General features: G+C 62.8%; 18 protein-coding genes. 12 read left to right on the top strand and 6 right to left on the bottom strand.

Annotated features, from left to right (window positions below; genetic code table 11):
- Window positions 1–9 precede the first annotated feature (9 nt).
- The 3 genes from BLP76_RS14900 to BLP76_RS14890 form a co-directional block, all read right to left on the bottom strand.
- Entirely contained in the window at window positions 10–1,449 is a 1,440-nt protein-coding gene (locus BLP76_RS14900; RefSeq protein WP_244514606.1) for an efflux transporter outer membrane subunit, read from the bottom strand.
- Between the two features lie 99 nt (window positions 1,450–1,548).
- A complete protein-coding gene (locus BLP76_RS14895) occupies window positions 1,549–4,698 on the bottom strand; it encodes an efflux RND transporter permease subunit (protein ID WP_092815044.1) in 3,150 nt (1,049 codons plus the stop codon).
- 9 nt (window positions 4,699–4,707) lie between these two features.
- The gene (locus BLP76_RS14890) at window positions 4,708–5,817 is read right to left on the bottom strand and encodes an efflux RND transporter periplasmic adaptor subunit (protein WP_478209578.1); all 1,110 of its coding nucleotides are present in this window, start codon (window positions 5,815–5,817) and stop codon (window positions 4,708–4,710) included.
- A gap of 565 nt (window positions 5,818–6,382) precedes the next feature.
- On the opposite strand from BLP76_RS14890, the gene BLP76_RS14885 reads away from it, so the two are divergent.
- Genes BLP76_RS14885 through BLP76_RS14875 form a run of 3 tightly spaced genes read left to right on the top strand, consistent with a single transcriptional unit; the run spans window position 6,383 to window position 9,412 of the window.
- Window positions 6,383–6,973 carry a TetR/AcrR family transcriptional regulator gene (locus BLP76_RS14885; protein WP_244514605.1) on the top strand — a complete coding sequence of 197 codons (591 nt, stop codon included), beginning with the start codon at window positions 6,383–6,385 and terminating at the stop codon, window positions 6,971–6,973.
- 22 nt (window positions 6,974–6,995) lie between these two features.
- Entirely contained in the window at window positions 6,996–8,204 is a 1,209-nt protein-coding gene (locus BLP76_RS14880) for an acyl-CoA dehydrogenase (protein ID WP_092815038.1), read from the top strand.
- A 20-nt stretch (window positions 8,205–8,224) separates the two neighbouring features.
- Window positions 8,225–9,412 carry a CaiB/BaiF CoA transferase family protein gene (locus BLP76_RS14875; RefSeq protein ID WP_092815035.1) on the top strand — a complete coding sequence of 396 codons (1,188 nt, stop codon included), beginning with the start codon at window positions 8,225–8,227 and terminating at the stop codon, window positions 9,410–9,412.
- Between the two features lie 15 nt (window positions 9,413–9,427).
- Here the strand turns inward: BLP76_RS14875 and BLP76_RS14870 are convergent, their stop codons facing one another.
- On the bottom strand, window positions 9,428–11,671 hold the full coding sequence (locus tag BLP76_RS14870) for a putative bifunctional diguanylate cyclase/phosphodiesterase (protein WP_170130520.1): 2,244 nt from the start codon (window positions 11,669–11,671) through the stop codon (window positions 9,428–9,430).
- A 212-nt stretch (window positions 11,672–11,883) separates the two neighbouring features.
- On the opposite strand from BLP76_RS14870, the gene ispH reads away from it, so the two are divergent.
- The 7 genes from ispH to BLP76_RS18830 all read left to right on the top strand — a co-directional run bounded on the left by ispH (window position 11,884) and on the right by BLP76_RS18830 (window position 19,719).
- A complete protein-coding gene (ispH, locus tag BLP76_RS14865) occupies window positions 11,884–12,843 on the top strand; it encodes a 4-hydroxy-3-methylbut-2-enyl diphosphate reductase (protein WP_092815029.1) in 960 nt (319 codons plus the stop codon).
- A 219-nt stretch (window positions 12,844–13,062) separates the two neighbouring features.
- Window positions 13,063–14,088, top strand: coding sequence for a magnesium chelatase ATPase subunit I (gene bchI, locus BLP76_RS14860; RefSeq protein ID WP_092815026.1), 1,026 nt, complete (start codon window positions 13,063–13,065; stop codon window positions 14,086–14,088).
- A 13-nt stretch (window positions 14,089–14,101) separates the two neighbouring features.
- Window positions 14,102–15,907 (top strand): magnesium chelatase subunit D, encoded by a 1,806-nt coding sequence (locus BLP76_RS14855; protein ID WP_092815023.1) that lies wholly within the window; start codon window positions 14,102–14,104, stop codon window positions 15,905–15,907.
- 62 nt (window positions 15,908–15,969) lie between these two features.
- Window positions 15,970–16,863 carry an alpha/beta fold hydrolase BchO gene (gene bchO, locus BLP76_RS14850; RefSeq protein WP_092815020.1) on the top strand — a complete coding sequence of 298 codons (894 nt, stop codon included), beginning with the start codon at window positions 15,970–15,972 and terminating at the stop codon, window positions 16,861–16,863.
- A gap of 125 nt (window positions 16,864–16,988) precedes the next feature.
- Window positions 16,989–18,482, top strand: coding sequence for a phytoene desaturase (locus BLP76_RS14845; protein WP_092815368.1), 1,494 nt, complete (start codon window positions 16,989–16,991; stop codon window positions 18,480–18,482).
- Window positions 18,463–19,521: a phytoene/squalene synthase family protein gene (locus BLP76_RS14840; protein WP_092815017.1), complete on the top strand. Its 1,059-nt coding sequence runs from the start codon at window positions 18,463–18,465 to the stop codon at window positions 19,519–19,521. Before BLP76_RS14845 ends, BLP76_RS14840 begins: the two co-directional genes overlap by 20 nt.
- Before the next feature lie 39 nt (window positions 19,522–19,560).
- Window positions 19,561–19,719 (top strand): hypothetical protein, encoded by a 159-nt coding sequence (locus BLP76_RS18830; protein WP_164879672.1) that lies wholly within the window; start codon window positions 19,561–19,563, stop codon window positions 19,717–19,719.
- Between the two features lie 239 nt (window positions 19,720–19,958).
- Here BLP76_RS18830 and BLP76_RS14835 read toward each other — a convergent pair whose 3' ends face one another.
- Both BLP76_RS14835 and crtD read right to left on the bottom strand, forming a co-directional pair.
- On the bottom strand, window positions 19,959–20,882 hold the full coding sequence (locus BLP76_RS14835; RefSeq protein ID WP_092815014.1) for a carotenoid 1,2-hydratase: 924 nt from the start codon (window positions 20,880–20,882) through the stop codon (window positions 19,959–19,961).
- A complete protein-coding gene (crtD, locus tag BLP76_RS14830) occupies window positions 20,822–22,363 on the bottom strand; it encodes a 1-hydroxycarotenoid 3,4-desaturase CrtD (RefSeq protein WP_092815011.1) in 1,542 nt (513 codons plus the stop codon). Before crtD ends, BLP76_RS14835 begins: the two co-directional genes overlap by 61 nt.
- A gap of 110 nt (window positions 22,364–22,473) precedes the next feature.
- On the opposite strand from crtD, the gene BLP76_RS14825 reads away from it, so the two are divergent.
- Window positions 22,474–23,346, top strand: coding sequence for a polyprenyl synthetase family protein (locus BLP76_RS14825; RefSeq protein ID WP_092815008.1), 873 nt, complete (start codon window positions 22,474–22,476; stop codon window positions 23,344–23,346).
- Between the two features lie 39 nt (window positions 23,347–23,385).
- Window positions 23,386–24,531: a methyltransferase gene (locus tag BLP76_RS14820; RefSeq protein ID WP_092815005.1), complete on the top strand. Its 1,146-nt coding sequence runs from the start codon at window positions 23,386–23,388 to the stop codon at window positions 24,529–24,531.
- Window positions 24,532–24,587: the final 56 nt, after the last annotated feature.

The raw sequence follows: 24,587 nt of genomic DNA, 5'->3' as shown, positions 1-24,587 counted from the left end.
CTTTGTGCTCTAATGCTGCACGAAGACGACCGGCCTGGTCTTCGGCCGGTCGACGATCTCTGGCTCGTCGATCCGCACCCGTCCGTCCCAGCCGCCACCCAGCGCCTTTTGCAGGGCGATATAATCCTGCGTGATTTCCACGCGGCTCGCGAGCAACGCATCCTCGGCGGAGTAAAGAGAGCGCTCCGCGTCGAGCACGTCGAGGAAGCTCGATGAACCGCTCTTATAGAGCGTTCGGGCAAGGTCGGCCGCCTGCCGGTATGCCTGTGTGGATGTGGCAAGCTTGCCGTAGCGGATGCGTTCCTGGGAGAGCCCGACGATGGCGTTTTCAACTTCCTCCAGCGCGTTGAGCACGGACGATTTGTACGCAATGAAATACTGGTCACGCTGAGCCCGTGCGACATCCGCCGCAGCGGCAAGCTGGCCGCCATGGAAAAGCGGAACACTGAGGCTGGGACCGAACGACCAGGCGATCGAGGAATGATCTGCAAGATCGCCGATCTGAGCGCCAGACGTGGCGATGTTGCCGAGGAGACTGACGCTCGGGAATCGATCGGCCTCGGCCGCCCCGACTCGCGCCGTGTATTGGGCGAGCTGCCGTTCAGCCATGCGCACATCGGGGCGCGTGTTCAGAATTTCCGCCGGAATGCCTGTCGGGATCGGCAGCTTCGGCCGCGGAATAGGCTTGCTCTTCTTGAGCCTGGTCTCAAGTGCGCTCGGTGCCTGACCGGTCAAGACGCCGAGCCGGTGCAGCGCTTCGGCGTAGGAGGTGCGCAGCGATGGAATCGTCGCCTCCGTGCTGGCCGCCTGACCCGTGGCATTGGCCACATCAAGGGAGGAAGCCGCGCCCGCTTCGAACTTGTTGCGGGTGATGTCCGCGGTCTCGCGCTGCGACGATGCAGTGCGCTGGGCAAGCGCGATTCGTGCCTGGTAGCCGCGCAGATTGACGTAGTTGGATGCGACATCGCCGATCAATGTCAAAAGCGTGTTGCGCAGGTCTTCTTCTGCGACGTCGACGCCGTAGCGGGCGGCTTCCGCCGTACGGCGATTGCCGCCGAAGAGATCGAGCTCCCAGGTCGCATCGAAGCCGGCCTTATAGCCCCATGCTGTGTTCGAGCCCCCCGTGCTTGCGCCTCCGCTTTTGGAACGTTGGCTGGAGCCGGATCCATCGGTGGAGGGGAGGAGCGCGCCGGTGCTCTGGCGGTAGCTTGCCCGCGCCTCGCGGATCCGCGCCTTCGCCGAGGCGACATCGAGATTGCCTGCGACGGCTTCGTCGATGAGGGAATCGAGCAAAGGATCGTTGAGACGGCTCCACCATTGCGCAAGTTCCGGCGGGCGATTCGGTTGCGTGGCGCCGTTTTGGCTCCAGCTGGCGGGGAGTGCCATCAGAGGCTTCTGATAGTCCGGCCCCACCATGCAGCCGGCGAGCCACGGCAGGGTCAGAAGCATGGCCGCGGTGGTACGTCTGCCTCGACGGTACGAAGTCCGTGTCGCGATGGGGTGAGCGATCATCTTTGTCATGCCTGGCGATCGGTCTTTCTTGTCCGCCTAAGCCTGTGAAGCTGGGGCGGGGATGGTGTCGGCTGAGGAAGCCTGCGAATTGCGTCGCTTGGAGAACAGACGACGCACCGCAACGAATAAGAGAGGTGCAAAAAACACGCCCAGGGTCGTCGAAGCGATCATGCCGCCCATGACGCCGATGCCGACGGCATTCTGACTGCCGGACCCGGCGCCATCGGCAATGGCGAGCGGCAGAACGCCGAGGATGAAGGCGAGCGACGTCATCAGGATCGGCCGCAATCTCTGCCGACACGCTTCGAGTGTCGCTTCCACCAGGTCTTTGCCCTGTTTCTGCCACTCCAGCGCGAATTCGACGATCAGAATGGCGTTCTTCGCCGCGAGGCCGATGGTCGTCAGCAGCCCGACCTTGAAATACACGTCATTGGATTGGCCGAAATAGAGCGACGCGACGAGCGCTCCCAGAATGCCGATCGGCACGGTGAGGATCACGGCGATCGGGATCGTCCAGCTCTCGTAAAGCGCCGCGAGCGCCAGGAACACGACAAGGACCGATATCGCATAAAGGGAAGCGGCCTGGTTGCCGGCGATGCGCTCCTGATAGGACAAGCCCGTCCATTCGTGTCCGAAGCCTGCGGGGAGTTGGGAAATCAACTCCTCGACCTTCTCCATCGCCTGGCCGGAGCTGTAGCCCGCACCCGCCGAGCCCTGGATTTCCATAGCCGGCAGGCCGTTGAAGCGCTCAAGGCGCGGCGAGCCATAGGTCCAGGTCCCGGTGGCAAACGCCGAGAACGGCACCATCTTGGCGTCCGAATTGCGCACATACCATTGCTCGATGTCTTCCGGCTGCATGCGGAAAGAGGAGTCGCCCTGCACATAGACGGGTTTCACGCGTCCCTTGTTGATGAAGTCGTTGACGTATTTGCTGCCCCACGAGACCGAGAGGGTGCTGTCGATGTCGGAGAGGGCGAGGGAATAGGCGCTCGCTTTCTCCTGATCGATGTCGATGTGGTATTGGGAGGTGTCTTCCTGGCCATTTGGACGGGTGCCGCTCAGGACTGGGCTCTGTGCCGCCAACCCGAGCAGCTGGTTGCGCGCCCCTTTGAGGGCCTCGTGGCCGGCGTTGTTGAGGTCCTGCAGATAGAAATCGAATCCGCCCGTCGCGCCGAAGCCAGGCAGGGCAGGCGGGTTGAGCACGAAGACGCGACCGTCCTTGATTCCCGACAGTGCGCCCATCGCTCGTCCGGCGATCGCCTGCGCGCTCGCAGCTTCGCTCGTACGTTTCTCGAAATCGCTGAGGCGAATAAAGGCGAGACCGACATTCTGGCCCTGGCCGCCGAAGCCGAACCCGACCTCCGTCATCACGCCGGCGACGTTGTCCGTCTCATCGTCGAGGAAGTAATCCTGCACCTGACGCATCACGCGCCACGTTCGCTCCTGGGTCGCGCCGGCAGGAAGCTGCACGCTGGCGATCAGGATGCCCTGATCCTCGTCTGGCAGGAAGGAGCTCGGCAGCTTTGTGAAGAGATATCCGGTCGCCCCCGCGATGACGAGGAAGACGACAAGGAAGCGAAACGAACGCTTGATGATACCGCTGACACCTGAGCGGTACCCGTTGGTCAAGCGTTCGAAAGAGCGGTTGAAGAGGCCGAAGACGCCTTTCTGCTTGTGTCCTTCCTTCACGGGCTTGAGCAGCGTCGCGCACAGGGCCGGGGTCAGGATCAGCGCGACGGCGACCGAGAGGATCATCGCGGTGACGATGGTCACGGAAAACTGGCGATAGATGATGCCGACCGAGCCGGAGAAGAACGCCATCGGCACGAAAACGGCGGACAGCACCGTCGCGATGCCGATCAGCGCGCCCTGGATCTCGCCCATCGACTTGATCGTCGCCTCCTTGGGCGGCAAGCCTTCTTCGTCCATCACACGCTCGACATTCTCCACCACCACGATGGCGTCGTCGACGAGAAGGCCGATGGCCAGCACCATGGCGAACATGGTGAGGGTGTTGATGGAATAGCCGGCGAAGGAGAGCATGGCGAAAGTGCCGAGCAGAACGACCGGCACGGCGATCGTCGGAATGAGTGTCGCGCGGATGTTCTGCAGGAAGACGAACATGACGATGAAGACGAGGACGATGGCCTCAAACAGCGTCTTCACCACCTCTTCGATGGAGAGTTCGACGAAGGGGGTCGTGTCGTAAGGATAGACGATCTCGACACCCCGCGGCAGCGTGCCGGCGTTCGCGTCGAGCACATCGCGAACCTCTGCCGCCGTGGAGATGGCGTTGGCACCGGTGGCGAGATAGATCGCGAGACCGGCGGCGGGTTTGCCGTTGTAGCGTGAGCTCGTGTCGTAACTCTCCGAGCCGATTTCGACGCGCGCCACGTCGTTGAGCCGCACGATCGATCCGCCGGTCGCGCTCTTCAGGATGATGTTCTCGAATTGCTCGACGGTCTGAAGGCGGCTCTTGGCGGTGAGGGTGACGTTGAGCGCCTGTCCCTGGACCTGCGGTTCGGCGCCGAGCTGGCCGGCGGACACCTGCGTGTTCTGGGCCTGGATTGCCGCCGTCACGTCGCTCGGCATCAACGAGTATTTCTGCAGCTTGGCAGGGTCGAGCCAGACGCGCATGGCGTAGCCCGAGCCGAAAAGGCGGGTCGAGCCGACGCCGCCGAGGCGGCTCAAAGGGTCGTTCAACGTCGATTGAACGTAATCGGCGAGGTCCGTGGTCGTCTGCGAGCCGTCGGTCGACACAAATCCGACGACCATCAAGAAGCTCTGCGTCGACTTGGTGACCGTCACGCCATTGTTGACGACGGCCTGGGGCAGTTGCGATTCCACAAGCTGCAGCTTGTTCTGCACCTGCATCTGCGCGACGTCGGGATCCGCTTGATTGGTAAAGGTGAGCTGGATGGAGGCGGAGCCGGTCGATGTCGACGACGACGTCATGTAGTCGAGATAATCGATGCCGGTCATGCCCTGCTCGATGACCTTGGTCACCGAATTCTCGACCGTCTCCGCATCGGCGCCGGGATAGTTGGCCCGGATCTGCACCGTCGTCGGAGAGATCTGCGGATATTGCGAAATGGGCAGGGTGGTGAGGGCGAGCAGGCCGCCCAGCATCACGACGAGCGCGATGACAGCCGCGAAAACCGGCCGTTCGATGAAGAAGCGCGACATGGGTGTAGGTCAGCCCTTCTGAGCGCGTTCGTTGGAGAGGCTGGCTTTTTCGGGGGGCGTCTTCGAAAGAGCCTGAACTTCGCCAGTCTCTTCGTCGATGCTGACTTCTGTGGCGCGCACGCTGTCACCATCCTTGACGGATTGCGCGCCCTCCACGATGAGCCGGTCGCCGTCCGAAACGCCGCCATCCACGAGCCAATTGCTGCCGACGCTGCGCTGTACGCTCAACACGCGCTGATCCACCTTGCCGTCGGCCTCGACGAAAAACGCCACCGCCTCGCCATCCGGGTTGTGGGTGACGGCGCGCTGCGGGACAAGAAAACTTCCCTCCGACACGCCTTCTTCGAGGATGCCGCGCACATACATGCCCGGCAGCAGCAATCGATCGGGATTTGGAAAGACCGCGCGCACCGTGAAAGTGCCGGTGGTCTCGTCGATCACCGATTCCATGAACTCGAGCGTTCCGTCTTGAGCGTAGGTGCTGCCATCGTCGAGCTTCAGCTTGACCGCCACGTTCTTGCCCGAGGTCTTGATGCGCCCTTCTTCGACGGCGCGTCTCAATCTGAGGAGGTTCGTGCTCGATTGCGTGACATCGATATTGATCGGGTCGAGCGTACGGATCGTCGTCAAAGCCGTCTCTTGATCTGCGGTGACGAGCGCACCGACGGTGACCGCCGAGGCGCTGATACGGCCCGAAATCGGCGCTTTGACCTTAGTATGATCGAGGTTGATGCGGGCGGATTCGAGATCGGCCTTCGCTGATGCGACATCGGCCTGCGCTTGCAAGAGGTCTGAACGAGCATCGTCGACATCCTGCTTGGAAACGGCGTTCTGGGCCACGAGACCTTCATAGCGCTCGACCTTGGCCTTTGCGCTTGGGACCTTCGCTTCGGCTTTCTGGAGTGCTGCAGCCGCCACGTCGTAGGTTGCCTTATAAGAGGCGCTGTCGATCTCATAGAGAACGTCGCCTTCTTTGACTTCGCTTCCTTCGTCGAAGCCACGTGCGCGGATGATACCGCCAACCTGTGGTCGTACTTCCGCGACCAGGGAAGCGGCCACACGCCCAGGAAGCTCAGCCGTGATGGTGGTCGATCCCGGGTGGAGAACAATCACGCTCACTTGCGGAGAACTGCTCTGTGCCGGCGCTGTTTTCTGTTCCTCAGACGGGTTGCAGGCGCTGAGCAGCAAGGTCGCCGCAAAGGCACCCACAACGACGTTCGGACAGAACGGACGCAATCTGCCGTAGAGCGCAGCCAGGCGGCTGGTATGGGGCGAATTAGGGGGGCCGGAAGTGGTCCCCCAGCGCCGAGTTTCGGAGGCGCCCGTCGCCGCAGCGGAAGGAAAGATATCCCTGCGATGAGCAGCTGACGAAGGGCTGCAGAAAATCATTCGCGCATTTCGCCGTTTACCTGAGGCGTTATTTCCGCGATAACCATATTTGGGAAAAGGACTGTCTTGAGCCATGTTGAGACCGGGGGGCGCTACAGCGTAAGGATTAGGAGGGAGCAGCTGTGCCCATTAATATAAAACGCAATCGTACCTATAAGTGTCCCTGGCGCTCTGTCAAGCCGCTCAGGTGACCGACATGCATTCCGTAGCCTCTTCAAAAGACGAAGAAACATTAAATCTCGGCAAGGCTGAGGGGGGCTCTGAGGCTCCTCGGGGACGTGGTCGTCCCAAAGTCATGTCGGATGAAGCGCAAAGCGCGATCATCCTCCAGAAGGCACGCGAGCTGTTCCAGGAGAGCGGCTATGCACGCACGACGATGGATGAGGTGGCGGCGCGGTGCCGGATTTCGAAGCGCACGCTTTACCGGCTTTTCCCCAGCAAGACGGAGCTTTTTGCCGCCATCATCGACGCCCATCGAGAGACCATGCTGGCGCTCCCGGGCGATTACGAGAAGATGTCGCTTCAGGACGCTCTCGAAGCCATTTTCCGCATCGACATTTCGGAAGAAGCCGATCGTGAGCGCATCGCTCTCTTGCGTTTCGTGATGGTGGAATCACGGCATTATCCGGAGTTGCACGAATTGGCGCGTCAACGCGGCGGAGAGAGATCGCGGGCTTTGCTGGGCGAATGGTTTGACAAGCAGCGTGAACTCGGGCGTATCGATATTGATGACGCAATGAGTGCTGGGAAGATTTTGATGGACATGATCTTCGGTGCCATCGTCTTCAAGGCGCCGGGAGACCCCGAATTGGGCGGTGGCGATGACCGCAAGGACTATCTGCGCCGCTGCATTCGGATATTTTTGGACGGAGTGCGCCCCCGGTAGGGGCGACGGTGGCGAGCAGGTAATGGATCAACACGTTAAGAAGACCGATTCACACTCCGCCTTTGATTGGGCGGATCCTTTTTTCCTCGAAGATCAGCTGAGCGAAGAAGAGCGGCTGATCCGCGATACGGCGCACGATTACGCGCAAGAGAAGCTCGCACCGCGGATTCTCGAAGCCTACGCCAAGGAAAGAACCGAGCCGGAAATCTTTGCGGAAATGGGCGAGCTCGGCCTTCTCGGGATTACCATCCCGGAAGAGTATGGCTGCGCGGATGCCTCCTACGTCGCCTACGGCCTCGTGGCGCGTGAAGTCGAGCGCGTCGATTCCGGATACCGCTCCATGATGAGCGTTCAATCCTCGCTCGTCATGCATCCGATCTACGCCTATGGCGATGAAGCGCAGCGGCAGAAATATCTGCCGAAGCTGGCGAGCGGCGAATGGATCGGCTGCTTCGGTCTGACCGAACCGGATGCCGGCTCCGATCCGGCCGGAATGAAGACGCGGGCGGAAAAGGTGAGCGACGGCTATCGTCTCACCGGCTCCAAGACCTGGATCTCGAATGCTCCGCTCGCCGACGTCTTCGTGGTGTGGGCAAAATCGGCGGAGCATGACGGCGCGATCCGCGGTTTCATTCTCGAGAAGGGCATGCCGGGTCTTTCTGCACCCAAAATCGGCGGCAAGCTGTCCCTGCGTGCCTCGATCACCGGCGAGATCGTCATGGACGGTGTCGTGGTGCCGGAAGAGAATCTCCTGCCCAACGTGTCGGGGCTGAAAGGTCCGTTCGGTTGCCTCAACCGCGCGCGCTATGGAATCGCCTGGGGCGTTATGGGCGCTGCCGAGGATTGTTGGTTCCGTGCAAGGAGTTACGCCTTGGAGCGGAATCAGTTTGGCAGGCCGCTCGCCGCCACTCAGCTGGTTCAGAAGAAACTGGCCGACATGCAGACGGAGATCGCTCTAGGCCTGCAGGCGGCCTTGCGCGTCGGCCGGCTCTTCGACGAGGGCAAGATGGCGCCTGAGATGATCTCGCTCATCAAGCGCAACAATTGCGGCAAGGCTCTCGATATCGCCCGTGTGGCTCGCGACATGCATGGCGGCAACGGGATCCAGGAAGAATACCACGTCATGCGCCACGCGCAGAACCTCGAGACCGTCAACACCTATGAGGGCACGCACGACATCCACGCGCTGATCCTCGGCCGTGCCCAGACGGGTATTCAGGCTTTCTTTTGATCTGAGGCTCGGGGTCGAAAATGAATAAGCCGCTTGAGGGCGTCAAAGTCATTGAGCTCGCCCGCATTCTGGCTGGGCCCTTCGCTGGTCAGGTTCTCGCCGATCTTGGTGCGGACGTGATCAAGATCGAGGAGCCGAGCCAGGGCGACGATACGCGGCGCTGGGGTCCGCCCTTCGTCGTCAACCCGGAGGGGGGATCGGAGGGGGCCGCCTATTTTCACGCCTGCAATCGGGGCAAGCGGTCGATCGGGGTCGATATCGCCACGCCCAAAGGGCAGGAGATCGTGCGACGGCTTTGCGCCGAGGCGGATGTGCTCGTCGAGAACTTCAAACTGGGCGGCTTGAAGAAATATGGTCTCGACGCGGCGACGCTCCGCCGTGATTTCCCCCATCTCATCGTCTGTTCCATCACCGGCTTCGGCCAGACCGGTCCTTATGCGTCCCGCGCCGGCTATGACGTGATGATCCAGGGCATGTCGGGGATCATGTCTCTGACGGGCGAGCCGGATGGCGAACCGATGAAGATGGGTGTCGCTTTTGCCGACATCTTCACCGGCCTTTATTCCGTCATTGCGATCCAGGCGGCCTTGCGTTCGCGTGAAGCGAGCGGCGAGGGGACGCACATCGATATGGCGCTGTTCGATTCCATGACGGGCGTCCTCGCCAACCAGGCGATGAACTACCTCGTGACCGGCAACAACCCTCAACGTGCCGGAAACGCGCATCCCAATATCGTCCCCTACCAGGTGTTCGCCGTCAGCGACGGCCATCTGATCATCGCGGTCGGAAACGATCGGCAGTTTCGTGGTCTTTGCCGCATTCTCGGCAATGAGGAATGGGCTGACGATCCGCGTTTCGCCGACAATGCCGCACGGGTCGCAAACCGGCCCGAGCTCCTGGGGCTTCTTTGTCCGAAACTCGCATCCTGGCCGCGGACGGATCTCCTTCAACGTCTTGAGGCCTCGGCAATTCCTGCGGGTCCGATCAACACATTGTCGGAGGTTTTTGCCGACCCGCAACTGCGCGAGCGCGGCATGGTGATAGAAGCCGAGATGGCGGGCGGCGCTTTCACCCTTCCTGGGCTGCGCACCCCGATCCTCTTCGATGGGGCGCCACTCGCGGCCCAATCGGGCTCTCCGCGGCTCAACGAGCACGGTGAGGCGATTCTGCGCGAGATCAATATGGAAGAAACGGCCTCCGATACCTGAAACCGTCAGGATGCTTCAGGCGCATGTCGGCTGCTGCGTTTCCTCAACCTGGGCCAGAGCCTGCGGATTTGTGGGGACTGTCAGGATGTCGCCATCTGAGCGGGTTTGAAACTCGGCGAGGAACGTGGGCACGTCGTCGGCTGGCATCGGACGTGCGAAGTAGTAGCCCTGTGCTTCGTCGCACTTCATCTCCCTCAAGATCGCCAGCTGCTCTGCGTCCTCCACGCCCTCTGCGACCACTTTCATTCCGAGGCGTGCGCCAAGCGTGACGATGGCGTGGACGATGGCCCCGTCACGGGTGCCACGCAGAAACGACTTGTCGATCTTCAGGCGGTCGATCGGAAACTGATTGAGGTGGGTGAGCGAGGCGTAGCCCGTTCCGAAATCGTCGAGCGCGATCTGGATGCCGGCAATATGCAGGGCGCGCAGAGCGTCCCCGACCATTTCGGCACTCCACCCCATATAGGTGTTTTCCGTCACCTCGAGGACGAGACGGGAGGGGGGCACGCCCGCCGCCGCGAGCTTGTCCAGAATCACTTCGGTGAGATTGCCGGTGCGGAACTGTGCCGATGAGAGATTGATCGCAACACGGCCGAATTCGACGCCCTCATCGAGCCATCGTCGCATTTGCAAGATGGCGCTGTCGAAAGCGAGCTCACCGAGGTGATGGCCGCATTCCGTATCTTCGAATGCGGCCATGAAGGCTGCGGGTGTGAGAAGGCCTTTGCTGGGATGCTCCCACCGCATCAGAGCCTCAAGTCCCGTCACCTGACAGGGGGCCGCGAGACTGACGGTCGGCTGATAGAAGAGCCTAAAATGATTCTCCGTGAGGCTGCTGCGCACATCCTGTACGAGCTCTGCCTTGCGCTCCACGGCAAGCCGCATCCAGGGTTGGAAACCGATCAGGCGATTGCGTCCTGTGAGCTTCGCCCGGAAAAGCGCGATGTCGGCGTTCTTCAAGAGATCCGTCGGATTCTCATGATGCAGGGGACACATCGCCGCTCCGGCGCTGGCGGTAATGGAGAAGTTGCGTCCGTCATGTTCGACGGGGTGGCGAAGCAATTCCATCACCCGCTCGACGGCTTTGTGGATATCGGCGGCCGTTTTGATGTCGGGCATGATGATGGCGAATTCGTCGCCGCCGAGGCGGGCGACCGTGTTGTTTTCCCCAAAAACGCGCTGGAGACGTTCGGCAATCAGACACAGAAGCAGGTCACCGGCGTCGTGGCCGAGCGTGTCGTTGACCGTCTTGAAGTGATCGAGATCGAGCATGATGAGCCCGACGCTCGTCCGTGTTTGCCGCGCATGCGCGATGGCGCCCGACAAGCGCTCATGAAACAGGGCCCGGTTGGGAAGTCCCGTCAGGCCGTCGCGGAAAGCCAGCCGCTCGATCTCTGCGTTGTGCTGGTGTTGCTCGGTCACGTCCTGCACGCTGCCGATCACATGCGCGACCCTGCCTTCGCTCCACTCGGCTTCGGCAAGGCACCTGATCCAGCGGCGATGGCCTTTTGCCGTCGTGATCTCGACTTCACGGTCGAAGCGTTTGCCTGCCTGAACCAGGGCCGTCACGGCCTGCTGTGCATCTGTGTCGCTCGCGCTCGAGAGCGTCTGCTTGAAGAATTCGCGCGTTGGGTTGACCCGGCGATCGAGCTCGAAGATGCGGTACATCTCCTCCGACCAGGTCAGACTGTCGTTGCGCACATCGAGTTTCCAGCTGCCGACTTTGGTCAGGCGGGTGGCCTGGGCCAGGAGCCTCTTTTGGCGGCGCAGATCGATGATCGTGCGCCTGCGCGACAATTCGTTCATGGCGAGAGCGGCGAGCATCGCGAGTCGCTCTCTTTCGCTCGCCGAAAAGTGACGCGGCCGGGTGTCGATGAGGCAGAGCGTACCCAAGGCGACGCCGGGGCGTACGATAAGAGGCGCTCCCGCATAAAACCGCAGATGACGCCGCTGTACCCATTCGTTGCCGTGGAACCGCGCGTCCTGCAGGGCGTCTTCGACGACGAGAACGTCATCGGACAACACGGCCCAGCTGGAGATCGCGTCGCCACGGGGGATTGGGCGATCACCGGCACCACAGCTTGCGAGGATGACCTCCTCGTTCGCGTCTACCAGCGTGACGAATGAAAGCGGAACATCAAACAGGCTGTGTGCAAGACCGCAGATCTCGTCGAGGGCCTTTTCCGAGCCACCATCGGCAAAACGGTAATGTAGAACTTCCTGCAGTCGTTCTTGCTCATTGGCCGGGCAGGGGCACATTGCCTCCTGTATCTGGGCGGCCGTCATGACGTTGTCCTCTTGGTTCCCCCGAGCCAAACCTGCCGATAAGCAGTAAAAGCTTTGTCCACCTTTTCAGATAAAGGGGAGTTAATCGCCCGGCGTAGCCGCGGTCCGGACGACGGCAATCCGTCACAGTGTCAAACCGCCGTGACACATTACGCCGTCCGTGTAGATCGCCTATAAAGAGGCTCATGGCGACAGGACGGTCTCTGAGGGTGATCCTAGCCCAGCCACGCGGTTTCTGCGCGGGCGTCGAACGTGCGATCACGATCGTGGAGCGCGCGCTCTCGCTTTATGGTCCGCCGGTCTATGTGCGCCACCAGATCGTTCACAATCAGCATGTTGTCGATACGCTCAAAGAGCGCGGCGCTGTCTTCGTGGAGGAGACAGACGAGATTCCGGACGGCTCCGTCACCGTCTTCAGCGCGCATGGTGTGTCTCGCGCAGTGGCCGATCGTGCCGCCGCAAAGAAGCTTGATGTTGTCGATGCGACCTGTCCGCTCGTGCAGCGGGTGCAAAGGGAAGGTCGCCGCTATGCCAAGCAAGGCTACGACGTGGTGCTCATCGGTCATGCCGGTCATGCCGAGGTGGAAGGCACGCGCGGCCAGATCGACGGTCGTCTCCATATCCTGTCGACGCCCGATGCGGTGGCTGAGATCGATGTCGCGGACCCCGAGCGCGTCGCCTACATCACTCAGACGACCTTGAGCCTGCTCGACACACGCAATGTCATCGCGGCTTTGAAGGCGCGCTTTCCATCAATCGTCGGGCCGGAGACGCGCAACATCTGTTATGCGACGCAGAACCGGCAGACCGCAGTGCTGGATCTTGCAGCCGAGATTGAGATGCTGGTCGTTGTGGGTTCCGCCAACAGCTCCAATTCAAGCCGGTTGCGTGAACTCGGAGAGGCGTCGGGTATCCCGAGCTATCTGATCGAGGCCCCGCACGAGCTTGATCCGGCATGGCTTCGGCATGTCGATCGGCTCGGCGTCACGGCCGGCGCTTCGGCGCCGGAAGCGAGCGTACAAGCGGTGCTGAACTGGCTGCGAACTTTCCGCACACTTCATGTAGAAACCCTGGACGGAATCGAAGAAAAAGTTCACTTCAAACTGCCTCAGAGACTTCTTCGAGAGGCTCTGGCCGATGCCTGAGCCTTGCTGGCGGAAAGCTTGATTTTGCGTTCCTGGCTTGTGAGGATGGTGTTTCATCTGGCGTCTCTCTTTCGAAAAAGTCTCAATCCTTTCATGAACCTGGGTGAGCGCTGCGGCGCCAGCCCGTCGTTGTCCGGCCCGGCGCCTGCCTGTCGGATGTTGAGCTGCGAAGCTGATATTTCGGGCGCGTATCGGCCCAAGCCGCAAGGTTGAACAAACATGGCAATGCCGTTTCCCTTCTCCGCCATCGTCGGCCAGGACGAAATGAAGACCGCGCTGCTTCTGGCGGCGATCGACCCTTCCATCGGCGGTGTCCTCGTTTTTGGTGATCGTGGCACCGGAAAGTCGACGGCCGTGCGCGCATTGGCGGCTTTGCTGCCGAAGATGCGCGTCGTCGTGGGTTGCCCCTATGGCTGCGATCCCGCCAATCCAGGCGCTTTTTGCGACAGCTGCAAGGAGAAGGCGGCGGAAGGCGATCTGAAGACGCGGCAAGTCCCGGTTCCGGTGATCGATCTGCCGCTCGGAGCGACCGAGGACCGTGTGGTCGGGGCGCTCGATCTCGAGCTGGCTCTGACGAAGGGCGAAAAGGCGTTCGAGCCCGGTCTTCTGGCCCGTGCCCATCGCGGCTTTCTGTATATCGACGAAGTGAACCTTCTCGAGGACCACCTCGTCGATCTTCTCCTGGATGTGGCGGCCTCCGGAGAGAACGTCGTCGAGCGCGAAGGTTTGAGCGTTCGCCATCCGGCCCGTTTCGTGCTCGTTGGCAGCGGCAATCCGGAAGAAGGCGAGCTGCGCCCGCAGCTTCTCGACCGTTTCGGTCTCTCCGTCGAAGTGAAGACGCCGACGGATCTGCCGACCCGCATCGACGTGATCCGGCGTCGCGACACCTATGAACACGACCCCGCTGCGTTCGTCGAGCACTGGAAGCGCCGAGACGGCAAGCTGCGTTCACGTCTGACCGCGGCGCACAAGCGTCTTGGCGACGTGTCCGTGCCCGATAAGGCGTTGGAGCGTGCCGCCGAGTTGTGCATGGCGCTCGGCACCGACGGTCTGCGGGGCGAGCTCACACTGATGCGGGCCGCTCGCGCTCTTGCGGCTTTCGAAGGCGACTCGGAAGTGGGCGACAAGCATTTGCGTCAGGTGGCGCCACCGGCACTCCGACACCGCTTGCGGCGCAACCCGCTCGACGATTCCGGTTCCTCCGTGCGCGTCGATCGCGCCCTCGAGGAGCTTTTCGGCGCTTAAGGGTGTAACGGTGATGAGCGAGCGCTCGGCAGAAGATCCGATTTGGGGTGATGCGCTTCTTGCGGCGGCATTGTTTGCCGTTGCCCCGGCGCAGCTCGGCGGTGCTGCGATACGCTCTCTCGCGGGGCCGGGCCGTGATGCCTGGCTTGAAACCCTGCGCGCTCTTCTGCCCGATGAGGCTCCTATGCGCCGGGTGCCGTTGCATGCCAGCGAGAGCCGTATTCTGGGCGGGCTCGATCTGACGGCGACCTTGCGCGCTGGGCGCCCGGTGGCCGAGCGTGGCATCCTCGCCGCAGCCGATGGCGGCGTCGTCGTTCTCGCCATGGCGGAACGCATGGAGCTGAACAAGGCCGCCCATCTCGTCGCCGCACTCGATGCCGGTGAAGTCGTTTTGGAACGCGATGGTTTGGCGTTGCGGACGCCGAGCCACTTCGGTGTCGTCGCCCTCGACGAGGGCTTGTCGCAAGAGGAGCGGCCGCCCGCCGCGCTCATGGACCGTCTCGCTTTTCATATCGATCTTTCCGGCGCCACCTTACGGGACCTGGAGCCTTCTGTCGTGACGGCGGAGGAGGTGACGGCCGCCGCTGCGCGCTACAGCGCCGTTTCGCTCTCAGACGAGGCGCTGCAGGCGCTGTGCACGACGGCGATGGCGCTTGGGATCGGCTCCCTGCGCGCGCCGCTGCTGGCTGCGCGGGCCGCCAAGGCGCACGCCGCCTTGTGCGGCGAGGATTTTGTCGGTGAGGTGGATCTGCAGACGGCCGCTCGTCTCGTTCTGGCGCCCCGTGCGACGATGATCCCGCAAATCGAGGGTCCGGAGGACGAATCCTCCGAGGAACAACCGCCCGAGCCGCAGGAACCTCCGGAGGAAGCCGAGCAGAAGGACGAATCGGAGGCCAAGGACAAGCCGCTTGACGATGTGATCCTGGAAGCCGCGCAAGCCGCCATTCCTCCGGGCCTTCTTGCGATGTTGAAGATGGGGCTCGACCGCCACAGCCGCGGCTCCTCTGCCGGCGGCAAGGCAGGTGCGCAAAAACAGTCGAAGACGCGCGGCCGGCCGATCGGCACGCGACAGGGTGATTTGCGGGACGGGATGCGTCTCAATGTCGTGGAGACGTTGCGTGCTGCCGCACCCTGGCAGCCGATCCGCAGAACGGCGCGCGGAGAGGTGCTCGAACCGGGCAAACGTCCGGCACGTGTCGAAGTCCGGCGCGACGATTTCCGCATCTCGCGGCATAAGGAGCGGTCGGAGACGGCCACCATCTTCGTCGTCGATGCCTCGGGCTCGGCAGCCTTGCACCGTCTCGCCGAGGCCAAGGGTGCCGTCGAGCTCCTCTTGGCTGATTGCTATGTGCGCCGCGACCAGGTGGCGCTGATTGCCTTTCGCGGACATGAGGCGGAGCTTCTCCTGCCGCCGACGCGGTCTTTGACGCGCGCCAAGCGCAGCCTCGCGGGGCTGCCGGGCGGAGGCGGCACGCCGCTCGCGACGGCGATCGATGCGGCCGCGGCGCTTGCCGATAGCGTCAAACGCAAGGGTCAGACGCCGAGCGTCGTGTTCTTGACCGACGGACGCGCCAATATCGCGCGTGATGGCGCGCCGGGTCGTCCCCAGGCCGAGGAGGATGCTTTGGCTTCTGCCAGGGCCTTTCGTCTGGCTGGATTTCGCGCCGTCCTCGTGGATACGTCGCCACGGCCGCAACCGAAGGCGGAGAAGCTTGCAGGGGAAATGGCTGCGATCTATCTGCCTTTGCCCTATGCGGATGCCGAAGGCCTCTCGCAGGCGGTGCGTGCCGTATCCTCGAATGTGCCGGCAGCGGCATAGTCCGCACGACGCGCGACGAGGAAAAGTGCGGGTGGTGGTGTGAGCCGAGGGCGATTCGTCGAATGACCAGGAAGCTCGACTGGGAGAAGGAAGGCCGCAATTGGCCGAACCGCGCCGCGAGCCGCTTCGTCGAGGCGGCAGGGCTGCGCTGGCATGTGCAGCAGATGGGGGAGGGGCCGTCACTCGTCCTCCTCCACGGCACCGGTGCAACGACTCATTCCTGGGGATCGATCCTTCCGCTTCTCGCCGAGCGGTTCTCCGTCACGGCCATGGATCTGCCGGGACATGGCTTCACCTCGACGCCCGCCGCTCATCGTCTGTCGATGCCGGGAATGGCCGAAGCAGTCGCTGGCCTCCTCGATGCGCTTGCCGTCCGTCCGACCATCGTCGCCGGGCACTCGGCGGGAGCGGCCATCCTGATGCGTATGGATCTCGACGGACATTTGGATTCCGATCTTCTGATCAGTCTCAACGGGGCCATTCTGCCGTTGTCGGGAATGGCGGGGCAGTTCTTCTCGCCTGTGGCGAAAATCCTCGCGCGCACGTCTCTGTCTGCGCGCTTTTTTTCCTGGAGCGCCGATCGGGACGAGAACGCCGTCAAGCGCTTGATCGACGGGACGGGCTCGAAATTGAGCCAGCAGGACATCGACTGGTACGAGATGCTTGCCCGCAACACCGGGCATGTCTGGGCGGCGATCAACATGATGGCGAATTGGGAGCTCGGGCCGCTGGAGCGCGATCTCCCGAAGCTCAAGCCGCCACTCGTTCTCGTTACCGGTGGTGAGGATGGTTCGATCGATCCCTCGACCGCATTCCGTGTCAAAGACATCCTGCCGTCGGCCCGCGTCGAGTATCTCCGCGGTCTCGGCCATCTCGCGCATGAGGAAGCGCCGAGGCAGATGGCGGATCTCATCTTCCGGCTAGTCCAGGAAGAGACGCGGGTTTTTGACGCTTGAGGTGATGCGATGGGCCGGAATTGTCGCGGCCGTGATGGCTTGAGCCGCGTTGCGCGAAACGGCCTCTGAGGTGTACATGTCAGTTTATGTTGACACGTGCTTCAGCTTCAATCCCGGTCGCTGAGATGGCGGAGCGTCGCCCGCATGCGATCGTCATCGGCAGCGGCTTCGGCGGTCTTGCTGCGGCCATCCGTCTTGGTGCTCGCGGATACCGCGTAACGGTTCTCGAGAAGCTCGATCAGCCGGGCGGTCGCGCCTACGTCTTTCGACAGGACGGCTTCACCTTTGATGCCGGGCCGACCATCGTCACGGCGCCGTTTCTCTTCGAGGAGCTGTGGCGCCTCGCTGGCCGTGAATTTTCCGACGATATCACGCTGAAGTCATTGAGCCCGTTCTATCGGCTGATCTTCGCCGATGGCACGACGTTCGAAGAGTTTTCCGACCCCGACGTCATGCGCAAGGAAGTGGCGCGCATCTCTCCGGAGGATGTGGACGGCTACGACCGTTTCATGGCCGAGAGCGAGGCGATCTTCCGCGTCGGGTTCGAGCAGCTTGCGCATGTGCCCTTCGGCTCCCTGCTCGATATGGCAAAGGTGCTGCCGGACTTCGTGCGGCTGCAGAGTTTCCGCAGCGTTTATTCCTGCGTCTCGCGCTATGTGAAGGACGAGCGCCTGCGCATCGCGCTGTCCTTCCATCCGCTCTTCATCGGCGCCAATCCCTTCCGGACCACGTCGATCTACGCCATGATCACCTTCCTGCAGCGGCATTGGGGGGTGCATTTCGCCATGGGCGGAACGGGCGCGCTGGTCGAAGGGATGGCAGGCCTTGTCGAGCACCAGGGCAACGAGATCCGTCTCAATGCCGAGGTCGACGAGATCCTGGTCGAGAATGGGCGTGCCTGTGGGGTGCGTCTCGCCTCGGGAGAGACGATCGCCGCCGATGTCGTCGTCTCCAATGCGGATTCGGCCTTCACGTATCGCAAGCTCTTGCGCAGCGTGAAGCGGCGTCGCTGGACCAACGAAAAGATCGATCGTGCGCGCTATTCGATGAGCCTCTTCGTCTGGTATTTCGGCACCGATCGCACCTATCCAGACGTCGCGCATCACACGATCCTCCTCGGCCCGCGCTACCGGGAATTGCTGCACGATATTTTCGAGAAGAAGCGCCTCGCGCCTGATTTCAGTCTCTATCTGCATCGGCCGACGGCGACCGATCCATCTCTCGCACCAGAGGGCTGTGACACATTCTACGTTCTCTCTCCGGTCCCGCATCTCGGTGGTGACACCGATTGGCGCAGCGAGGCGGAGACTTATCGCCAGACGATCGAAGACCATCTGAGCAAGACGGTCCTGCCGGATCTCAAATCTCATATCGTCAGTTCGCGCATGACGACGCCTCTCGACTTCCGCAACCGGCTTTTGTCGCTCAACGGTGCCGCCTTCGGGCTGGAGCCCGTTTTCACGCAAAGCGCCTGGTTCCGTCCCCACAACAAGAGCGAAGAGGTGGACCGGCTTTATCTCGTGGGTGCAGGTACGCATCCTGGGGCCGGCCTGCCGGGCGTTCTCTCTTCCGCCCGTATTCTCGATGAGGTCGTTCCTGATGCTGCCGCACTGGCCTGAGCAACGCCTGGCCACACCTGCCGATCACGCCGCCTGTCGCGAGCTCATTCGCACGGGCTCGCGCACGTTCTTTGCGGCATCGCTTCTTCTGCCCCCGGCGGTGCGGGCCCCCGCTTATGCGCTTTATGGCTTCTGCCGCCTTTCCGACGATGCCGTGGATCTCTCCAACGGCAAGGCGGAGGCGCTCGACCGTCTGCGTGCCAGGCTCGACGCGGCCTATGCGGCGCGTCCGGCGGCCGTTCCAGCGGATCGCGCTTTTGCCGAGATGGTTCTTTGCTATGGCCTGCCTCGGGCCCTGCCGGAAGCCTTGCTCGATGGTTTCGCTTGGGATGTCGAGGGGCGCCGTTACGAGACGATCGACGAACTCAACGCTTATGCGGCACGCGTCGCCGGCACAGTCGGCGCGATGATGACAGTGCTGATGGGCGAATGCGATTATCCGGTCCTGGCGCGTGCCTGCGATCTCGGGGTCGCAATGCAGCTCACCAATATCGCCCGCGATGTTGGCGAGGATGCGCGCGCAGGCCGCATCTATCTGCCGCTTGAGTGGATGCGTGAGGCCGGGATCGATCCTGATCTCTGGCTGGAAGATCCGAGATTCTCGCCCGAGCTCGGCAGCGTCATCCAACGGCTCCTCGACTATGCCGACGTGCTTTACCTGCGTGCTGCGAGCGGCATCGCGCGCTTGCCGCGGCGATGCCGTCCCGCCATCAGGGCCGCATGTTATCTTTATGCCGAGATCGGACGTGAGCTTGAGCGCAGGGGGCTCGATTCGGTGTCGAGCCGCACCGTCGTTCCTGCCTCTCGTAAGGCTTTTCTCCTCGCGTGTTGCGCGGCCGGCCGATCGGCACAGGAGCATCTGGTGTTCGCACCGCTTCCGGAAACGCGCTTCCTGGTGGAAGCGGCCGCTGCCTCGTCAGCCTACCCGTTCCGGGACATGCCAGTGCGGCGGCGTGGGTTCGGCAAGCAGGCCGAATGGGTGATCGATCTCTTTGCCCAGCTCAACGAGAGGGAAGCGGCAGGCCGAATTCGCCTCTAGTGCAGCCGCGGCTGCCAATCTTTGCCCCGGGGGGAGAGCATGGATGCAACAACGATCGTCTTGACCGAACTCATCTTTTTCTTCGGCGGCGTCCTCGTCTTCGGCATTTGGCAGATTGTGTCTGTGCGGCGCGCGGACAGGCAAGCAAAGCTTGAGGAAGAGAGCAAGCAGGCGCTCGACCGGCGACCGCCGCGCTGAGCGATATCGGCCGCTGTTCCCGCGTGTGTCAGGCCTTTGGGGAAACCTTCACGAAGAGCAGGGAGAGAAAAATGGGTGAAATGGCATTGTTGCCGTCGTTGACGTTGATGACGCTCGGCGGTCTGATCGCGCTGGCGATCGTCTTTGTCGTCTACAAAATGAAGAGCCGTCGGCCGCGCTAAGGCGCATCGCGAGCGTCGGCGACAGGCTCGTCGCCGGCGCTGTTTCCCTGCTGAAGCTCAGCGCAACCGCGGCATGCGGAACGGCAGAAGCATCTTCACCCATCTGGTTTTGAAGCGGTCAAGCGACAGGCTTTCGTGCACGGCCTTGACCGGAGCGCCTGCCAGATGCGTCGCCACGAGGGAGCGCGTGTAGAAGGGCGTATCCTCGAAAGTGTCCAGCACACGCGCCTCGCTGCCGACCTCGCAATGGGTGCTGCGCGCAACGCGCCACAGTGTCGAAGGCAGGGGAGCGGGGGCGGGAACGTCGAAATCGCGGACATTGCCCTCGCGGTCGAAGAGAAGCGCCAGGGTCTTGTTGCCTCCGCGCCGTCGCTGCATGTCGTAAAGGATCGCGGCGCCTTCGGGATGCGCGGAGCGCGACCAGTCCCACTGGCAAAAACCATCTTCCAACGGCTCGCTGCCCCAATTGGAATCGAGATACGCTTCGCCCTGCCAGGCGCGCGATGGCTTTTCCATCGCCACCTCCGCATGACCGCACGGTCCGATCGGCCACCAGAAATGCTTGCCCGCCTCGTCGAGCTGATAAGGTCCGGGCGTGATCGCATGAGGCGTGATCTTCACCGTGCCCTTCAGGCTTGTGGGGATTGGCACCGTGGTCTCGTCGATGCGAATGGTGAGCGTTCGCCCGTCCCAGGACAGCGCGCTCGGGCCGATGACGAGTGCGTCGGGGCCCTGCTGCAGGCGTCCGCGTCCGCGTTCGGTGAGCGACCAACGCTTGCCGCCTTCGCCGTAGAGCGCGACGTTCAATCCGCAATGATCTGTGGGATCCGTCTCGCCGCGCTCCCGCGCCCAGGCGTAATAGGGCGAGAAGACCGAGCCGATGAAGGCGATGATGGTCAGACCCTGCCGACCGTCCTCGCTCAGCGCATCGACGTACCACCAGCGATAGCCGCGCGGGGGGACCGTCGTGTCGAAGCACAATCGTCCATCAGGCTTGTTGCGGCGATCTTGCCGGACAGCGCTGCCATCGGAACGCCCGCTCCCGGGTGCACGCTGCCCCCGGCCAGATAGAGCCCCTTCAGCTTCGTTCGCGCCCCCGGCCTCTCGAACGACGCTTTCCATCCGTGCGACGCCTGCCCGTAGAGGGCTCCCCCCGTCGCCGGGAAAAGCTGGTTGAATCCCTGTGGCGCCGTGATCACTGTCGCCTCTGCGCTGTGTTTGATCGTGAGGCCGCATTTTTCCATGAGTCGGAACGTCTGTGTCTCGCATGCCGCGATCTCGCTGTCGGTGAGGGGCGCGCTGTCGCCGCGCGCTGGTGCGTTGATGAGGCAAAACAGCCGCTCAGGTCCAGCCGGAACAGAGGCTGCATTGTCGCCGCGATCTTGAGCGCAGAGATAGACCGTCGGAACCGTGGGCGGCCGCCCATCTTTGAAAATGCGGTCGAACTCGCTCTCGTAATCGTCTGAAAAGAAAACGTTATGACGAATGACGGGAAAGCCCGCGGCCTCCGCAGTCATCGCCCAGGTGATGGCGGAGAGGGAGCGTTCGGCCGAGGCGGGGAGGCTGACGGCGCGGCGAGAGGCCTCACCGGCGAGCCCTGCCGCAAGCGCTGCGACATCGCCGTTGAAGATGACGGCATCGGCTTCCAAGCGCTCACCCGAGGCGAGCGTCACACCTGTTGCCTGGCCCCCATCGGAAAGAATTTCCGTCACCGTCTCTCCATAAAGGAACTGCGCGCCCTTGGCCTCTGCGAGGCGGGCGAAGGTCTCCGCCACTTCGTGCATGCCGCCATCGACCAGCCACACACCCTCCTGTTCGACATGGGCGATGAGCATCAACGTGGCAGGCGACGAAAACGGTGAGGAGCCGCAATAGGTCGCATAGCGACCGAAAAGCTGTTTGAGGCGCGGATCTTTGAAGTACTCACCGAGTGCCCGCCACATCGTCGTGAACGGGCTGATCTGCATGAGCCCCGGCAAACCGAAAAGGCCGACGCCACGCACGAGACTTTCGACGCTCGGACGCGGTGTGCGGATGAACGGCTCGTCGAGCGTTTCGAAGATGCGTCTGGCCCGCGCGCAAAAGCGGCGATAGCCGCGTGCTTCTTCGGGGCCGGCAAAGGCTGAGATCGCCTCGGCGCTTTCGTCGATGTCGGCAAAGAGATCGAGACGCTCCTCCGCGCTCCAGGCATGACGCGCGAGGATCGATAGGGGTTTGAGCGAGAGCGCATTGCCGAGATCGACGCCGGCATCCGCAACGATCTCCTCAAACAGACCACGCATCGTGAACACGGTCGGACCTGCGTCGATCCGGCGGCCTCCGGCTGCGACTTCTCGCATCTTGCCGCCAGGCGCGTTTTCTTTATCCACGACCGTCACGGCGCAGCCTTTGGCAGAAAGGATGAGGGCCGCCACAAGGCCCCCGATCCCGGACCCGACGATCACCACCCGCTCGCTGCGCACCGCGACATTTACTCCTATAGGACTTTGTTGACTTCAGGCTAGCATCTGTCCATCGTAATTGACACTCCCTGTGACAATGGGGACTTACAGACAGCGCGAAGGGGGGCGTTATGGAAGCCTTGGTCCGCATCGAGCAGGCGCTCGACATGGCTGTGGCATATGCCGAAGCACCAGGGGCCCCGCCACAATTGGCGCAGGCGATGCGCTATTCCGTATTTCCGGGTGGGGCGCGTATCCGTCCGCGGCTTTGTCTTGCCGTTGCACATGCCTGCGGTGACGATGCGCCCGATCTTTCGAATGCGGCGGCAGCCGCGATTGAGCTTTTCCATTGCGCTTCGCTCGTTCACGACGACCTTCCTTGCTTCGACGATGCAGAATTGCGCCGCGGCCGTCCGTCGGTCCACCGTGCCTTCGGCGAGCCGCTGGCGGTTCTTGCCGGCGACGCTCTCATCGTGCTTGCTTTTGAGACGCTGGCGCGGGCGGGGGCCTGCGCCCCTCAGCGGCTCGCCGGTCTCACTTTGACGCTCGCCCGCTCTGTTGGCATGCCGTCCGGCATCATCGCCGGTCAGGCGTGGGAAAGCGAGCCGCGGGTCTCTGTCTCCGATTATCAGCGGGCGAAGACGGGGTCTCTCTTCGTAGCCGCGACCGCCGCTGGTGCTCTCGCAGCGGGTGCCGACCCGGCGCCGTGGCGTGCGCTCGGTGATCGCCTCGGGGAGGCCTATCAGGTTGCCGATGACATCGGTGATGCCGTCGCTGCTGAGGAAGACAACGGCAAGCCGGTCGGACGAGACATCGCTTTGGGGCGGCCGAGTGCGGTCGTTCAGCTCGGTCTCGCTGGTGCCATGGAGCGCCTGCGTGATCTCGTGAAGGGTGCCGTTGCCTCGATTCCGGATTGTCAGGGGTCCGACGAGCTCAAGGCGCTCGTGATGTCGGAATCGACGCGGCTCGTACCGAAACAGCTCTCCGATCGCGTCGCCGCCTGACACGGCGGAAAAATCGAGGGCAACCGGGTCTGCCGCAAGATGAAGGCCTCGACACTGCGCGCATCGGCACTCGACCGGATCTACGCCCTGCGTGATCGTCTGGTCGGGAACAAGGAGTTTCGCGAGCGGGCCTCGCGAAATCTCCTGACGCGACCCATCGCGCAGCACAATGCGCGTTCGCTCTTCGATCTCTGCGCGGGGTTCGTTTATTCGCAGGTTCTTTTCGCCTGCGTGCGACTCGACCTGTTTCGGATTCTCTCCGAGGGGCCCCAGGATCTCGCAACGCTCGCCAGACGGCTGAAGCTGGAGGAAAACGAGGCGCGGCGGCTTCTGCGTGCTGCCGCCTCTTTGGGGCTCGTCGCCGTTCGCGGAGAGACGCGCTACGGCCTTGGAACCCTCGGCGCTGCGATGCTCGACAATCCGGGCGTTGCCGCGATGGTCGAGCACCATGCGCATCTTTATGCCGATCTCGCCGATCCGGTGGCCCTGTTGAGGGGCGAGACGCAAGAGAAGCGGCTTGCCCGATACTGGGCCTATGCCGAGGCCGAAGATCCGCGCGCGCTGCCGGCGGAAGCGATTGATGAATACACCGCTTTGATGGGCGCCTCGCAGGCCATGGTCGCCCAGGAGGTGCTGGCGACGAACGCGCTCGCGACCCGGCGGCGTCTTCTCGATGTCGGTGGAGGCGATGGCACTTTCCTGATGGAGGTGGCGAAGCGGGTTCCCGATCTTCAGCTGATCCTGTTCGACTTGCCGAGCGTCGCCGCCCGTGCCGAGGCGCGCTTCGCCCAGGCGGGGTTGAGCCAGCGCGCCGCCGCCGTCGGTGGGGATTTCCTGCGCGACCGTCTGCCGCTTGGTGCCGATGTCATTTCGCTCGTACGCATCCTGCATGATCACGACGACGCGTCGGTGATGACGCTCTTGCGTGCCGCGCACGCCGCGTTGCCCCGCGACGGCATGCTGTTGATCGCAGAACCGATGGCCCCGGTGCCGGGCCGGGATGCCGCTGCGGAGGCTTATTTCGGCTTCTATCTGCTCGCCATGGGCAGCGGTCGGCCGCGCTCGGTCGGCGAGCTTCAGGCGATGTTGCGGGAGGCGGGTTTTGTGCGTTCTCAGCAGCTTGGAACGCCGACCCCGGTCTTGGCGCGCGCTTTGGTCGCCTTCCGTGACGAGGCGACTGTGTAAATCTAGCTTGACGTATTGGCGGGTCAAGCTAGACTTACACTCCATAAATCGCGCCA

This window comes from Afifella marina DSM 2698, from assembly GCF_900102695.1.
GTDB lineage: Bacteria > Pseudomonadota > Alphaproteobacteria > Rhizobiales > Afifellaceae > Afifella > Afifella marina.
Note: the sequence above shows the minus strand (reverse complement) of the source record. Positions and strands in the feature narration are given on the sequence as shown.